At 69.6% G+C, this 14,381-nt stretch carries 14 protein-coding genes and 2 pseudogenes; 7 read left to right on the top strand and 9 right to left on the bottom strand.

Annotated elements, in window-relative coordinates; genetic code table 11:
* Nucleotides 1-143 precede the first annotated feature (143 nt).
* The 4 genes from qcrB to ctaE form a co-directional block, all read right to left on the bottom strand.
* Nucleotides 144-1,760 (bottom strand): cytochrome bc1 complex cytochrome b subunit, encoded by a 1,617-nt coding sequence (qcrB, locus tag ACWEFB_RS27870; RefSeq protein WP_326556672.1) that lies wholly within the window; start codon nt 1,758-1,760, stop codon nt 144-146.
* Complete coding sequence (qcrA, locus tag ACWEFB_RS27865; protein ID WP_452290057.1) at nt 1,757-2,842, bottom strand: cytochrome bc1 complex Rieske iron-sulfur subunit; 1,086 nt, start codon at nt 2,840-2,842, stop codon at nt 1,757-1,759. Before qcrA ends, qcrB begins: the two co-directional genes overlap by 4 nt.
* Nucleotides 2,839-3,747, bottom strand: coding sequence for a cytochrome bc1 complex diheme cytochrome c subunit (gene qcrC / locus ACWEFB_RS27860; protein WP_452290055.1), 909 nt, complete (start codon nt 3,745-3,747; stop codon nt 2,839-2,841). Before qcrC ends, qcrA begins: the two co-directional genes overlap by 4 nt.
* A gap of 74 nt (nt 3,748-3,821) precedes the next feature.
* Nucleotides 3,822-4,421, bottom strand: coding sequence for an aa3-type cytochrome oxidase subunit III (gene ctaE / locus ACWEFB_RS27855; RefSeq protein WP_452290064.1), 600 nt, complete (start codon nt 4,419-4,421; stop codon nt 3,822-3,824).
* Nucleotides 4,422-4,530: 109 nt separating this feature from the next.
* On the opposite strand from ctaE, the pseudogene ACWEFB_RS27850 reads away from it, so the two are divergent.
* The 3 genes and pseudogenes from ACWEFB_RS27850 to trpD all read left to right on the top strand — a co-directional run.
* Nucleotides 4,531-5,481: pseudogene (locus ACWEFB_RS27850) on the top strand (cytochrome c oxidase assembly protein); the annotation flags it as partial.
* Between the two features lie 352 nt (nt 5,482-5,833).
* The gene (locus ACWEFB_RS27845) at nt 5,834-6,244 is read left to right on the top strand and encodes a hypothetical protein (RefSeq protein ID WP_452290053.1); all 411 of its coding nucleotides are present in this window, start codon (nt 5,834-5,836) and stop codon (nt 6,242-6,244) included.
* A gap of 92 nt (nt 6,245-6,336) precedes the next feature.
* Entirely contained in the window at nt 6,337-7,401 is a 1,065-nt protein-coding gene (gene trpD / locus ACWEFB_RS27840) for an anthranilate phosphoribosyltransferase (RefSeq protein WP_452290051.1), read from the top strand.
* 198 nt (nt 7,402-7,599) lie between these two features.
* Here trpD and ACWEFB_RS27835 read toward each other — a convergent pair whose 3' ends face one another.
* Complete coding sequence (locus ACWEFB_RS27835; protein ID WP_363603477.1) at nt 7,600-8,025, bottom strand: cytochrome c oxidase subunit 4; 426 nt, start codon at nt 8,023-8,025, stop codon at nt 7,600-7,602.
* A gap of 8 nt (nt 8,026-8,033) precedes the next feature.
* Nucleotides 8,034-8,978, bottom strand: a complete 945-nt coding sequence (ctaC, locus tag ACWEFB_RS27830) for an aa3-type cytochrome oxidase subunit II (protein ID WP_452290048.1) — start codon at nt 8,976-8,978, stop codon at nt 8,034-8,036.
* Between the two features lie 167 nt (nt 8,979-9,145).
* Between ctaC and ACWEFB_RS27825 the strand changes: the two genes are divergently transcribed.
* The 4 genes and pseudogenes from ACWEFB_RS27825 to ACWEFB_RS27810 all read left to right on the top strand — a co-directional run bounded on the left by ACWEFB_RS27825 (nt 9,146) and on the right by ACWEFB_RS27810 (nt 12,138).
* On the top strand, nt 9,146-10,318 hold the full coding sequence (locus tag ACWEFB_RS27825; protein ID WP_452290046.1) for a cysteine desulfurase family protein: 1,173 nt from the start codon (nt 9,146-9,148) through the stop codon (nt 10,316-10,318).
* The gene (locus ACWEFB_RS27820) at nt 10,315-10,563 is read left to right on the top strand and encodes a sulfurtransferase TusA family protein (protein ID WP_452290044.1); all 249 of its coding nucleotides are present in this window, start codon (nt 10,315-10,317) and stop codon (nt 10,561-10,563) included. Before ACWEFB_RS27825 ends, ACWEFB_RS27820 begins: the two co-directional genes overlap by 4 nt.
* Before the next feature lie 395 nt (nt 10,564-10,958).
* Nucleotides 10,959-11,141 (top strand): annotated as a pseudogene (locus ACWEFB_RS27815) (DUF397 domain-containing protein); the annotation flags it as partial.
* Between the two features lie 148 nt (nt 11,142-11,289).
* On the top strand, nt 11,290-12,138 hold the full coding sequence (locus ACWEFB_RS27810) for an SgcJ/EcaC family oxidoreductase (RefSeq protein ID WP_452290042.1): 849 nt from the start codon (nt 11,290-11,292) through the stop codon (nt 12,136-12,138).
* A gap of 48 nt (nt 12,139-12,186) precedes the next feature.
* On the opposite strand, the gene ACWEFB_RS27805 is transcribed toward ACWEFB_RS27810, so the two are convergent.
* The 3 genes from ACWEFB_RS27805 to erpA all read right to left on the bottom strand — a co-directional run bounded on the left by ACWEFB_RS27805 (nt 12,187) and on the right by erpA (nt 14,340).
* The gene (locus ACWEFB_RS27805) at nt 12,187-12,702 is read right to left on the bottom strand and encodes an AAA family ATPase (protein WP_452290040.1); all 516 of its coding nucleotides are present in this window, start codon (nt 12,700-12,702) and stop codon (nt 12,187-12,189) included.
* A gap of 4 nt (nt 12,703-12,706) precedes the next feature.
* Nucleotides 12,707-13,684, bottom strand: a complete 978-nt coding sequence (locus tag ACWEFB_RS27800) for a carbohydrate kinase family protein (protein WP_452290038.1) — start codon at nt 13,682-13,684, stop codon at nt 12,707-12,709.
* Nucleotides 13,685-13,962: 278 nt separating this feature from the next.
* Nucleotides 13,963-14,340: an iron-sulfur cluster insertion protein ErpA gene (gene erpA, locus ACWEFB_RS27795; protein WP_363602933.1), complete on the bottom strand. Its 378-nt coding sequence runs from the start codon at nt 14,338-14,340 to the stop codon at nt 13,963-13,965.
* Between the last annotated feature and the right edge of the window lie 41 nt (nt 14,341-14,381).

Genomic DNA, 14,381 nt, shown 5'->3' with positions numbered 1-14,381 from the left:
GCGACGTCCCGGAGGCTCCGGAGCGTCGCTAACTTCATGATCAACGGGGTGAGGGTGGGGTGGGTGGGGGTGGGTGGGGTGGGGAAGGGCGTGGCGCCCGCCGGGGTTCGGCGGGCGCCACGTTGGTGCTGGGGGTGCGGGGGTTAGTGCTTGGTGCTGGTGATTTCCTCGCGGTCGAGGGGTTCTACCGGGGGGTGACCGGGTGAGACCGGGGCTTCGACCGGCTTCTCGATCGGGTAGAAGAAGCCCTTGATGGCCGGTCCGAGTGCACCGAGCCGGTTCATCTTCTTCGGGACCACCCAGCCGACGTACTCGAGCCCGCCGTGGCCGTGCTCGTCGGTGTCGGCCAGCGGCTGGTGCACCTCCATGAAGCGCCCGTCCGGCAGCCGGCGGATGATGCCGGTCTCGACGCCGTGTACCAGTACCTCGCGGTCGTGCTGCTGGAGACCCAGGCAGAGCCGGTAGGTGACGTAGTACGCAAGCGGCGGCACCAGGATCAGACCGATCCGGCCGGCCCAGGTCATCGCGTTCAGGCTGATGAAGAACTTGTCGGCGATGACGTCGTTGGCCCCCGAGAGGGTCAGCACCAGGTAGAACGAGACGGCCATCGCACCGAGAGCGGTACGGCTGGGGTTGTCCCGGGGGCGCTGCAACAGGTTGTGGATCTTGTTGTCCTTGTTCAACCGCGCTTCGATGAACGGGTAGAAGATCGGCAACATGGTCAGGATGCCCGGCAGCACGACCGTTGGCCAGAACAGCGGCGGGATGACGTACCCGTCACCGATCGGGATGTTGATCTGCCAGGACGGCATCAACCGGGTCGAGCCGTCGAGGAACATCACGTACCAGTCGGGCTGGCTGGCCGAGGAGACCACCCAGGCCTCGTACGGGCCGAACAGCCAGATCGGGTTGATCTGGAACAGACCGCCGAGCAGCGCGATCACGCCGAAGACGATCATGAAGAAGCCGCCCTGCTTCAGCGCGTAGCGGGGGAACATCCGCTCCCCGACCACATTGCTGTTGGTCCGGCCGGGGCCGGGCCACTGGGTGTGCTTCTGCTTGAAGACCAGGCCGAGGTGGGCGCTGATCAACGCCAGCAGCAGACCGGGGATCAGCAGCACGTGGGCGATGTAGAACCGGCTGATGATGATGTCACCGGGGAACTCGCCACCGAAGATCGACGAGGTCACCCAGGAGCCGATCACCGGGATGGAGAGCATGATCGCCGAGGCGATCCGCAGGCCGGTGCCGGAGAGGCCGTCGTCCGGAAGGGAGTAGCCGCTGAAGCCGGCCAGGAAGCCGATCCAGAACAGCAGCGTACCGATGATCCAGTTCAGCTCACGCGGCTTGCGGAACGCGCCGGTGAAGAAGATCCGCATCATGTGCACGACGATCGACGCCATGAACATCAGGGCGGCCCAGTGGTGCATCTGCCGCATGATGAGGCCACCGCGGACATCGAACGAGAGGTCCAGGCTGGAGGCGTACGCGGCCGACATGTGCGCCCCGCGCAGCGGCGCGTAACTGCCGTTGTACGTGACCTCGGTCATCGCGGGCTCGAAGAAGAAGGTCAGGAAGACACCGGTCAGCAGCAGCACGACGAACGAGAAGAGCGCGATCTCGCCCAGCAGGAACGACCAGTGGTCCGGGAAGACCTTGTTCAGCAACGCCCGCAACGGGGTGGCCACCTGCAGCCGGTCGTCGACCTCGCCGGCAGCCTTGCCCGGTACCGCTGCTACGTCGAACTTTCGGCGCTTCACGGCCGCTCCCAGAAGTCTGGCCCGACGGTCTCGGTGAAGTCGGACTTCGCCACGAAGAAGCCTTCCTCGTCCACCTCGATCGGCAGCTGAGGCAGGCGGCGGCTGGCGGGCCCGAACACCGGTCGGGCATTGCTGGTGATCAGGAACTGCGACTGGTGACACGGGCAGAGCAGCCGGTTGGTCTGCTGCTCGTAGAGGCTCGCGGGACAGCCGGCGTGGGTGCAGATCTTCGAGAACGCGATGTAGTTGCCCCACATGAAGTTCTCGTGGTTCGCGCTGTTGTTGGCCGCCTCGGCCCGACGGGCGTCGTCCTCGCGCAGGTGGATCAGGAGCGTCGGGGAGTCGGCGTGCTTGTTGCTGACGCCGTCCTCGATGCCCGGGAAGACGGTGAGCTGGCCACCGGCGCTGACGTCCTCGGGACGCAGCGGCGTGCCGTCCTCGCGGGTCAGCCGGACCCTCTTGCCGTCATGCGGGGCCCAGCCGGTGGTGAACATCTGGTTGTTCTTGTGCGGCTGCTGGATCAGACCACCGACCAGCGGCGCGGCGGCGACCAGACCGACCGGGGCGAGCCCGGCCAGCGCGGCGAACCCGAGCAGCGGCCGGCGCTTGAAGCCGAGTTCCTCGGCCATGTAGACGATCGTGCTACCGGCGATCTTCCGGTCCGTCGGGTCCGATCCGCCGTCGTGCCGGCCCTGGATCGAGACCTCCTTGGGCAGCAGCTTCTTGCCCCAGGCCAGGATGCCGAAGCCGACGCCGAGCAGCGCCAGGCCGAGGGTCAGGCCGAGCAGCGGGGTGAAGACCTTGTCGTCACCGGAACCCGGCTTGTACTCCCACGGCCACCAGATGTAGATCGCCAGGAAGGCGGTCGCGGCCAGGCCGGTGAGCAGGAAGAACAACGAAATCGTACGGGTCAGCCGACGCTCGGCCTTGGTGCCGAGAACGGGGAACGGCGGCTCGTAGTGGACGATCTCGATGCCGTCCCGCCGCGCGCCCTCCTTCATGACCTCGAAGTGCGACAGCCGGGGGTCGTTCAGGTCGAGCTCCTCGTGCTCGGCCGCCCCGTGCGTGGTGCCGGTGCTCATGACTTCCCCGCAATCCAGAGACTGGTGAAGACCAGCGCGACGATGCCGACCAGGAAGATGGCCAGACCCTCGGTGGACGGGCCGAACCGGCCGAGGTTGAAGAAGCCACCCGGGTCCTGCTCGTGCTTCAGCGTCTCCTGGACGAAGGCGATGATGTCGGCCTTCTCCTCGGGGCGGATCTGGTTGTCACCGAAGACCGGCATGTTCTGCGGGCCGGTGAGCATCGCGGCGTAGATCTGCCGGTCGGTGGCCGGCTTCAGGTTCGGCGCGAACTTGCCCGAGGAGAGCGCACCACCGCCGCCGCCGAAGCCGTGGCAGGCCGCGCAGTTGATCCGGTAGAGCTCGCCGCCCTCGGCGACGTCGCCGCCGGCCCTCAAGTTCTCGCGCTCGGGCACCTGCGGCCCGCCGCCGAGTTCCTGGACGTACTGGCCGAGCTGGGTGGTCTGGTCCTCGTTGAAGACCGGGGGCTTGCGCTCGGCCTGAGCCTCCTGGCGGCCGAGCGGCATGCGCCCGGATCCCACCTGGAACTCGACCGAGGCGGAGCCGACGCCGATCAGGCTCGGGCCCCGGCCCTCGATGCCCTGGGCGTTGCGGCCGTGGCAGGAGACGCAGCTGACGTCGAACAGCGCCTTGCCCTCCTGGGCCGCGCTGGAAAGCTGCGGGGTGTCCTGCGCCTGCAGGCCCGGCGCGAACACGGTGTAGGCACCGCCGGCCAGGATCAGGGCGGCCACCAGGCGCACGGCGGCGCCCAGCCGCCGGCGGCCCCGGCTGCGCGGCGCGGACCGGCCGCTGCGCAGCCGCGCGAAGATGCCGCGTTGGCGATCGCCCCGGCTGGCCCGCGTCCCGGGGCCGCCCGCATCGGAGCCGGCCGCGCCGGTTCGCGCGCTGGGGGTGTCAGAAGTCATGGCCTGTGTCCTTAACGGTGTCTCGACCTTTTCTCAGGGACGGGGCGGCGGCGCGCAAGGTGACGGCGCCATGATCACTGAAGCCAGTAGATCATGCCGTACAGCGCAATCCACACAACGTCGACGAAGTGCCAGTAGTACGACACGACGATCGCCGAGGTGGCCTGAGCCGGGGTGAACCGACCCATGGTGGTGCGCATCATGAAGATGATGAACGCGATCAGACCACCGGTGACGTGCAGGCCGTGGAAGCCGGTGGTCAGATAGAACATCGATCCGTAGCCGTCCGTGTTGATCTTGACGCCCTCGTGTACCAGGCTGCGGTACTCGTTGAGCTGACCAAGCACGAAGATCAGGCCCATCACGAAGGTGAGCGTGAACCAACGCCGCAGCGCATGCACGTCACCCCGCTCCGCGGCGAAGACGCCGAGCTGGCAGGTGACCGAGGACAACACCAGGATCACCGTGAACGTCGTCGCGTACGGGACCTTGAGCACCTCGGTGTGCTTCTCCCACTGATCCGGCGCAGCCGCACGGATCGAGAAGTACATCGCGAAGAGCGCCGCGAAGAACATCAGTTCGCTGGAGAGCCACACGATCGTCCCGACGCTGACCATGTTCGGACGCGTCAGAGAGTGGATCCGGCTCTTGTCAATGGCTGGGGCCGCTGTCACGCGGTCATTATTGCCCCCGATCAGCACCCGCGATCCTCGGGGTGGCAAAACCGGCACGAGTTCCGGGGTAGCTAACCTTGCCCGCTTCGACTGGCCTAGCCTGAAAAACGTGCTGCGCGTCGATCCGATTCACACCCTCACCTCGACCTTGACGCCGACCCTGGCGTCGGCCGAGGTTTCCGGTCCGCCCCCGTTCACCGTCTCCGCGATCTTCACCCAGACCAGGCTGGACAGCTGGTTGGCGGTCGGCCTGGTGCTCGCCACCGGCCTCTACCTGTACGGGGTGCACCGGCTGCGGGTACGTGGCGACCACTGGCCGGTCTCCCGGACGGTGCTGTTCATCGGCCCCGGACTCGGTTCGATAGCGGCGGTGACGGTCAGCGGGCTGCACGCGTACGACACGTCGCTGCTGTCCGTACACATGGTTCAGCACATGGTCCTGTCCATGGTCGCGCCGATCTTCCTCGCGCTCGGCGCGCCGATGACCCTCGCTCTGCGTACGCTCACCGGCGCGCCGCGTCGCCGACTGCTCGCGGTGGTGCACAGCCGGGTGGCCCGAGTGCTCGCCTTTCCGCTGTTCGCCTTCGGCCTGTTCGTGGTGAACCCGTTCGTGCTCTATTTCACGGACCTCTACCGCTTCACCCTCGAACACGCGTGGGCGCACGAGCTGATCCACGCCCACTTCATCCTCACCGGCTGCCTGTTCTTCTGGCCGCTGGTCGGGCTGGACCCGCTGCCGGGACGCTGGCCGTACCCGGGACGGGCGCTGCTGATGCTGCTCTCGGTGCCGTTCCACACCGTGCTGGGGCTCACCGTGATGCAGAGTTCCACCCTCTTCGGCGGCGACTGGTACCCCTCGCTCGCCCTCGACTGGTCCGACCCGTGGGCCGACCAGAAGGTCGCCGGGGGCATCCTGTGGGCCGGTGGCGAGTTCGTCAGCGTGACAATGATCGCGGTTCTGGTGCTCCAGTGGATGCGGCAGTCGGAGCGGGAGGCCCGCCGGGTCGACCGTGAGCTCGACCGCCAGGAGGCCCGCGACCTCGCCGCCGCCACCGTCTCCGCCGCTGGGGCGCCCTCCACCACCACGCTCGACCCCGTGGGCCCCGACGAGGCCGACCCGCCCGTCCCGCCCCCGTCCGGCAGCACCCCGACCCCGTCCGGCAGCGTCCCGACCCCGTCCGGCAGCGCCTCCGCTTCGAGCGTGTCCGGCGGCGCGACCGGCTGAGTCCGTACCCCGGCCCGACCGGCCGGGGGTGGCACCGGACCGACCGCGGGTCGCGGACGGGGCGGGACGTCGATCGCCCGGTCCCGCCATCCGGGCGGCCCCGGCCCCTGTCCACGGGTGGAACCGGCCCGCCCGGCGGCGACCGGTACGATCAGCGGGCAGCTACGACCTGGGAGCCCTGGGACCGATGACCGAACGTCTTTACACCGTCCTGCTGTACAGCGACGACCCGCAGGTCCGGGACCGGATGCGCTCCGCCGTGGGCACCCGTCCGGCCAGTGACCTCTCGGTCGAGTTCGTCGACGCCTCCACCTACGCGGAGTGCGTCCGGCTGGTCAACACCTACGAGATCGACCTGATGCTGCTCGACGGTGAGGCGACCCCGGCCGGCGGCATCGGCATCGCGCGGCAGATCAAGGACGACCGTGAGGACTCACCGCCCACCTGCGTGGTGATCGCCCGCGCGGCGGACCGCTGGCTGGCCGCGTACGCCCAGGTCGACGCGACCCTGGTGCACCCGCTCGACCCGGTGACCACCGGCCGGACCGTCGCCGACCTGCTGCGCGTACGCGCGAGCGGGGCGAGCAGCGCGGCCTGACGCTGGACCGGCCGACCGCGCCCCACGCGGTCGAGCCCACCGGGGAACCTGCGCCACAGCCCGTATCCCAACCCCCGCTCGGGAGGCCCACCGTGGGCGAACGGACCTGGTCGAACCTGCTCGCCGCGCTGCTGCGCGCCGAGGAACTGTCCACCGCCGACACGGCCTGGGCGATGGGCGAGATCATGTCCGGGTCGGCCACCCCGGTCCAGATCGCCGGGTTCGCGATGGCGCTGCGGGCCAAGGGTGAGACCACCGCCGAGCTGGCCGGTCTGGTTGAGGCGATGCTCACCAGCGCGGTGCCGGTGGACCTGCCGGACGAGATCCGGGCCGGCGCGGTCGACGTGGTCGGCACCGGCGGCGACCGGGCGCACACGGTCAACATCTCGACCATGACCGCGATGGTGGTGGCCGGGGCCGGCGTACGCGTGGTCAAGCACGGCAACCGGGCCGCCTCCTCCTCGTGCGGTGCCGCCGACCTGCTCGAATTCCTCGGCATCCCGCTCGACCTCAGCCCCGCCGGGGTGGCACGCTGCGTCACCGAGGTCGGGATCGGCTTCTGTTTCGCCGCCCGATTCCACCCCGGCTTTCGACACGCCTCGGTTCCGCGCCGTGAACTCGGCGTGCCGACCGCCTTCAACTTCCTCGGTCCGCTGACCAATCCGGGCCGGCCCACCGCCGCCGCGGTCGGCTGCTTCGACCTGCGGATGGCCCCGGTGATGGCCGGCGTGTTCGCCGGCCGTGGCGACTCGGTGCTGGTGATGCGGGGTGAGGACGGGCTGGACGAGTTCAGCACCGCCGCGCCGACCCGGGTGTGGGTCGCCGCCGACGGCCGGGTGACCGAGACCGTGGTCGACTCGACCGACCTCGGTCTGCCCCGCTCCGCCCCGGGTGACCTGCGTGGCGGGGACGCGACCTTCAACGCCGACGCCGCCCGCCGGCTGCTCGCCGGTGAGCGCGGCCCGGTCCGGGACGCGGTGCTGGTCAACACGGCAGCGGCCCTGGCTGCCGCCGGTGGGCTGGGCGGCGACCTGATGACGTCGTTGCGCGAGGGGCTGCGGGTCGCCGAGGAGTCGATCGACTCCGGCGCCGCCGCCCGTACCCTCGACCGTTGGATCGAGGTCGCCACGGCCGCCAAGGCGTCCGAGGAAGCCTGACCCCTCCCCGAAGGGGCCCACGTCGGCCGTTAGGGGCTCTACCAGTGCTTTCGCCGGGCTGTACGCACCTCTGCGTACAGCCCGGTCCCGCATGCGGGAGACCATGCCGAGTCTCGGTGACCATGCCAAAAAGCCGTCGACCGGGACGGATCCCGGTCGACGGCTCGATGCGTGTTGCCGGTGTTGCCGGCTACCGGCTCAGTGCTCGGCGGTGCGCCGGGTGCCGGAGTAGTACTCGAAGAGCAGGCCGCAGGCGGAGAAGATGACCGCGAGCAGGCCGACGCCGATCAGCCACCAGAGCCAGAACACCAGGCCGAGGCCGGCGATGCTGGCCGAGACGGCCAGGCCGAACGGCCAGTAGCTGCCGGGGCTGAAGAAGCCGATCTCCCCGGCGCCGTCCGCGATCTCCGCGTCCGGCCGGTCCTCCGGGCGCGGGTCGATCCGCCGGGAGACGAACCAGAAGAAGCCACCGCACATCAACAGGAGCAGGGTGGACAGCGCCAGGGCGGTGCTGCCGATCCAGTCGACGTGGCCCATCTGACCATCGGTCCAACCCGCGTAGACGAAGGTCGCGATGAACAGAAAGACCGCGAGGATGCCGAAGAGGCGCCACTCAGACTTCATGCCCGTCCTCAGCTTCCCACGCCGGTAGCGTTGGTCTTGTTGAAGTTGTTCTCGTCACGCCGGGTCTTGAACGGCTCGGTCGTGGTGGCCAGCGGATCCTCGCCGATCGCGCTCAGCGCGTCCTGCGTCGACTGACCGGCCTTCTTCGCCGCCAGGAACTGGTCGTACTCGGTCGGCGAGACCACGCGCAGCTCGAAGTTCATCATCGAGTGGTACGTGCCGCAGAGTTCGGCGCAGCGGCCGACGTACGCGCCCTCGGTGGTCAACCGGGTGACCTCGAAGACGTTGCGTACGTTGCCCGGGAAGACGTCCCGCTTGAAGAGCAGCTCGGGCACCCAGAACGAGTGGATGACGTCCTTGCTGGTCTCCTCGAACCGGATGGTCCGGTCGGTCGGCAGCACCAGGATCGGAATCACCTCGGTGGTGCCGAGCGTGGAGGCGACCGTGTTGGCGTCGGGTCCGACACCGTCGCGGTAATTGAACTGCCAGTTCCACTTGAACGCGACTACCTCGACGGTCACATCCGGGTTCTTCGACGTCCGGTCGACGTCGGTCTGGATGATCGCGGTGTAGTAGAAGAGCACCGCCACGATGAGAACCGGCGCGATGGTGTAAAGGAACTCCATCGGCATGTTGAACCGGGTCTGTACGGGCAGCGAGTCACCGCGCTTGCGGTAACGGATGATGCACCAGAAGATCAGGCCCCACACGAATACGCCGACCGCGAGCGCGGCGATCGCGGACGCGATCCACAGGTCGTACATCCGGTGCGACTGCGGCGTGATTCCGCCCTGCGGCCAACCGAAGCCGTTAACCGCCTCGCCGACGTCACAGCCGGTGAGCAGGGTCAGCAGCGCCGCGCCACCGACACCGAGCCCGGCGAGCCGGACGGCATTACGCCGTTGGCTGCGCCTTCCGGCCGTGGGCCGTACATCTGAACCCCTTGCGACCACCTGGTCCTGCCTCCCTAGCGCGCCGCTGGTGTCTGTTTTCCGTACCAACAGCAAAGGCGTCACCGACGGTCGCAGATTACTCGACCATGCCGGGCCGAACGGCTCTGGGGTCACTCTGTCCCCCAATGGGGATCTTGCTCGATCCGAGCCGGGTTACCGTTCACAGTGTGAACCCCGTAGCGCCGCCGGAGAGCGTAACGCCGGTCTACTTCGACACAGCCACCGCCGCACCACTGCATCCGGTGGCCCGCCAGGCCCTGCTCGCCGCCCTCACCGACGGCTGGGCCGACCCGGCCAAGCTGTACACGCAGGCCCGCCGGGCACGCCAGCTACTCGACGCGGCGCGGGCCGCGACCGCCGACATCCTGCGGGTACGCCCGGACGAGCTCTCCTTCACCGCCAGCGGTACGACCGCGGCGCACGCCGCCGTGCTCGGCGGGTTGGCCGGGCGCCGCCGGGCGGGGAACATGCTGGTGCATTCGGCGATCGAACACTCCGCGGTCCTGCACGCGGCGGGGCGGCACGTGACGGCCGGCGGTTCGGCGGTCTCCGTACCCGTGGACCGGCTGGGCCGGATCGACCCGGCGGCCTGGTCGGCGGCGGTGACCGCGCCCGGTGTGGCGTTCGCCGCACTGATCAGTGCCAGCCACGAGGTCGGTACGTTACAGCCCGTGACCGAGGCGGCCGAGGTCTGCGCCACGGCCGGGGTCCCGCTCTACGTCGACGCGGCCCAGTCCCTCGGCCGGGTGCCGCTGCCGGAGGGCTGGTCGGTCCTGTCGGCCAGCGCGCACAAGTGGGGCGGGCCGCCCGGCGTCGGGCTGCTGGTGGTCCGCAAGGGCACCCGCTGGCTGTCGCCCTACCCGGAGGACGAGCGGGAGGCCGGGCGTACGCCGGGGGTGTTGAACCTGCCGGCGATCGTGGCGGCGGCGGCCGCGCTGCGGGCGGTGACCACCGACGCGGTCGCGGAGGCGGCCCGGTTGTCGGCCCTGGTCGACCGGATCCGGGCGACCGTCGCCGCGACGGTCCCGGACGTCGAGGTGGTCGGCGACCCGGATGACCGGCTCCCGCACCTGGTCACCTTCTCCTGCCTGTACGTCGACGGCGAGGCGCTGCTGCACGCGCTGGACCGGCGCGGGTTCGCGGTCTCCTCCGGCTCGTCCTGCACCTCGTCGACCCTGGAACCGTCGCACGTGCTGGCGGCGATGGGAGTGTTGTCACACGGCAACGTACGGATCTCCCTGCACCGGGAGAGCACCGCCGCCGAGGTGGACCGGTTCCTGGCCGAACTGCCCACGGTCGTCGCCGACCTGCGGGCCGAGGCCGGGGTGGTGGGCCTGTGACCGCCGCCGCCTCTTCCGATCCCGTCGAGGTGCTGGACTGTCTCGGGCAGCGCTGCCCGCTGCCGGTGATCGCCGCCGCCCGCCGCCTGCCCGAGTTGCCGGTCGGTGCGGTCCTGCGGGTCCTCGCCGACGACCCGGCCGCCGCGATCGACTTCCCCGCCTGGTGCCGCATGCGCGGCCAGGAGTTCGTCGCCGCCGTGTCCGTCGCCGGCTCCCCCGCCTACGACCTCCGCCGCCTCCAGTAACCCCTCCCTCCCCTCCCCTCCCCTCCCCCGCCCCTCCCCGCCCCGACGTTTCGGCGATCTAGGGCAAATGGTGGTGATCGGAGATCAACTCACATGTATTCGCCCTAGATCGACGAAGGGGTAGCGGGGTGGGCAGGGTGGTTTCCCCGGGCGTACGTGTCCGTCGAGGGGGGCCGTACTGCTCGTAGGTGGCGAAGCGTCGGGTGGGCAGGTGGGACATGTACGTGGAGGGTCCGGGCAGCGTACGGGCTTATAGCTGGTGGCAGACGACCTGCGTGGGGGCGCCCTCTTCCCCGCCGATTCCCGCGCGATGATCCGGGAGCTGGCCGGTCTGGTCTAGCCGCCCCGGAGGACCCTCGTGTCCACCCCGACCTGAGCCACGCCACTGGGTCAAGAGCGGCCGCAGCACGGACAACGGGGCCTGCGTCGAGTGGACGTTCCTGCCCACCTCGACCGCCGCGCCCGACGGGTCGATCGCCGTACGCGACAGCAAGGAACCGGCCGGCCCCGTACTCGTCTTCGACCGTCCCGCCTGGGCCTCCTTCCTCGCCACCACGGGCCGGATCCACGGCTGCTGAACCCTGTTGTTGTCGGCTCGTCACAGGGCTGAGCAGCCGGGGATCGACGTGCCCGGGAACCCCGAGCGGGCGCTGCGATGAGTTTTCGGGTTGGCGCGGGTTGTAGTCCCTGACGGACGTAATCAAGCCGGAGGGATTGGGCTTACCCATGTCGACCAACGAAGAGCAGATCCGCGCCCTGATCGAACACTGGGCCGAGGCGGTGCACGGCGGCGACCTGAGCGGGGTGCTCGCCGACCACGCCAAGGACGTCGTGATGTTCGACGTGCCGCCACCGTACGAGGGGGTGCGCGGGCTCGACGCCTACCGGGATACGTGGCCGTCCTTCTTCGAGTGGCAGCGCGGTGGCGCCTCGTTCGAAATCGAGTCGCTGGAGGTCACGGCGGGCGAGGACGTTGCCTTCGCGTACGCCCTGCTGCGCTGCGGGACCGAGCAGGATCTCGCCGCGAATCCGGCCAACCGGCTTCGGCTGACCTTCGGGCTACGCCGGGAGGACGGCCGCTGGGTGATCGCCCACGAGCACCACTCGTTCCCGCTGAGCGACCCGATCGACAGCCCCGCCCGTGATGATCTCGATGCTGAGCGGGAGGTACGGGAGCTGCACGAGCGGTGGTTCGCCGACACCGCCGCGAGGGACCTGGACGGCATGATGGCCGCGATCGCCGACGACGTGGTCTCGTACGAGCACGAGGAGCCGCTGCGCTACCTGGGCATCGACGCCGTACGCGAACTCTGCAAGCGCAACCTCGACGCCGCCCCGCCCGAGACGGCCGTCACCTGGACGGTCCCCGACCTGAAGATCCTCGTACGCGACGACCTAGCCGTCGCCTGGGGCCTCAACCACGTACGCATAGAGCCCCCCAACGCCCCCGCCACCGACACCTGGTCCCGCGGCACCCGAATCTTCCAACGCCACAACCACACCTGGCTCCTAACCCACCAACACCTCTCGGTCCCCCTCCCCAAAGCCGTTGATCATGAAGTTAGCGACGCCTGAAGGCGGAAAATCCGTCGCTAACTTCATGATCAACGGAGAGAGGCGGGGTCAACGAGGAGAACCGGGCTGGAGGTAGGTGAGGATGGCGGGGAGGGGGTCGCCGGGGATGGAGGTGTCGACTATCAGGCGGGGGCCTATGTAGGGCTCGTACTCGGCGCGGCGGAGCAGGGTTTGTTCCCAGGTGGGGACTAGGGGGGCGGCGGGGCGCTCTTCGACCCGGCGGCGGTGTTCCGCCTCGTCGGCGCAACAGACCTCGATCACGTGCAGCGGGACCCCGGTCCGTTCGGCCAGGTCGTGCCAGAGGCCACGGGCCGAGGCGACCGGGTTGACCGCGTCGACGATCACCGGCAGCCCGAGGCCGAGTTGCACCTCGGCCAGGGCGGCGACGCTGAGGTAGGAGAGGTGGCCGGCGGGGATGCCGTGTTCGGCGAGCACCCGCTCGATCGGGTCGACGGGCAGGACCGGGGCGTTCAGTGCCGCCCCGAGCCGGGCCGCCAGGGTGCTCTTGCCCACCCCGGGCAGCCCGGCGAACGCGACCAGGTGGCCGTTCACGGGTACGGGCATCCGCTCAGGCGTTCAGGTACGGCCGGATGTCCTCGGCCGCCTCGCCCCCGTACGACTCGGCCATCCGCTTGATGAACAGGTCGCTGCGGACCTCGTACTCCTGCGGGCCGACGGTTTCCAGCACGTGGGTGGCGATCAGCGAGCCGACCTGGGCGGCCCGTTCCAGGCCCAGTCCCCAGGAGATGGCGGCGAGGAAGCCGGCCCGGAAGCCGTCGCCGACACCGGTCGGGTCGGTCGCCTCGATCTCGCGGGCGATCGGTACCCGGAACGTCGCGAAGTCGCGGCCGGCGATCTCGACCCCGTCCTTGCCCAGGGTGGTGACCCGGACCTTGACCCGCTCCAGGAGCTGGGCGTCGGTCAGCCCGGCCTTGCTCTGCAGCAGGGACTTCTCGTACTCGTTGGTCATGAGGTATTCGGCGCCGTCGATCAGGCCGACCACGTCGCTGCCGTCCATCCGGGCGAGCTGCTGGGACGGGTCGGCGGCGAAGGCGTAGCCGCGTTCCCGGCACTCGGCGGAGTGGCGGAGCATCGCGGCCGGGTCGTTCGCGCTGACCAGGACGAGGTCGAGGCCGCCGACCCGGTCGGCGACCGGGGCCAGCTCGATGTTGCGGGCCTCGCTCATCGCCCCGGCGTAGAAGGAGGCGATCTGGCACATGTCGAGGTCGGTGGTGCAGACGAAGCGCGCGGTGTGGGCGACCTCGCTGACGTGGACCGAGTCGCAGTCGACGCCGTGCCGCTCCAACCAGGACCGGTAGTCGGCGAAGTCGGCACCGACCGCGCCGAGCAGGATCGGCCGGAGTCCGAGCTGGGCCATGCCGAAGGCGATGTTGGCCGCCACCCCACCCCTGCGCAGCACGAGGTCGTCGACGAGGAAGGAGAGTGACACCTTGTCGAGCTGGTCGGCGAGGAGCTGGTCGGCGAACCTGCCCGGGAAGTGCATCAGGTGATCGGTGGCGATCGAGCCAGTAACGGCGATCTTCATGTCGGCCCTCGGGTCGGTGTCGGTTGTACAGCCGAGTCAGCCTACCGGCCCGGCCACCGGATCGTCGCCGGTCCGTCGGTTAGCGGCCACCGCCGGGTCACGAGTCGGCACGGGAGGAGAAAAATCCTTCGGGTACGACAAAAGCGGGGCCTCCCGCCACCTGCACTGTCCGCCCCGACGTGTGACGTGCGTCGGGCTGGACAGCGCAGGCGGCACGGAAGGCCCCGCCGGTGGTTCGTGGGACGCACCCCTTGGGCCGCGCCGCCGAGCGGTCGGATCTAGTGGAACGAGTCGCCGCAGGCGCAGGAGTTCTGCGCGTTCGGGTTGTCGATGGTGAAGCCCTGGGCGTCGATCCGGTCGGCGAAGTCGATCGTCGCGCCGGTGAGGTACGGAACGCTCATCCGGTCGACAACCACCTCGACGCCGCCGAAGTCGTTGACGACGTCGCCGTCGAGCGAGCGCTCGTCGAAGAAGAGCTGGTAACGCAGGCCGGAGCAGCCACCCGGCTGGACGGCGACCCGCAGCCGCAGGTCGTCGCGGCCTTCCTGCTCGATCAGGGCCTTGACCTTCTGCGCCGCGATGTCGGTGAGGACGATGCTGCTTGGGGCCTTTGCCTCGGTCGACTCAGTCGACTCGGTCTGCACTGGCGTGGTCACGTGAAAGTCTCCCCTGCGACGGTGTCTTGGGTCCGTACTGG

This window comes from Micromonospora sp. NPDC004704 (assembly GCF_053601675.1).
Note: the sequence above shows the minus strand (reverse complement) of the source record. Positions and strands in the feature narration are given on the sequence as shown.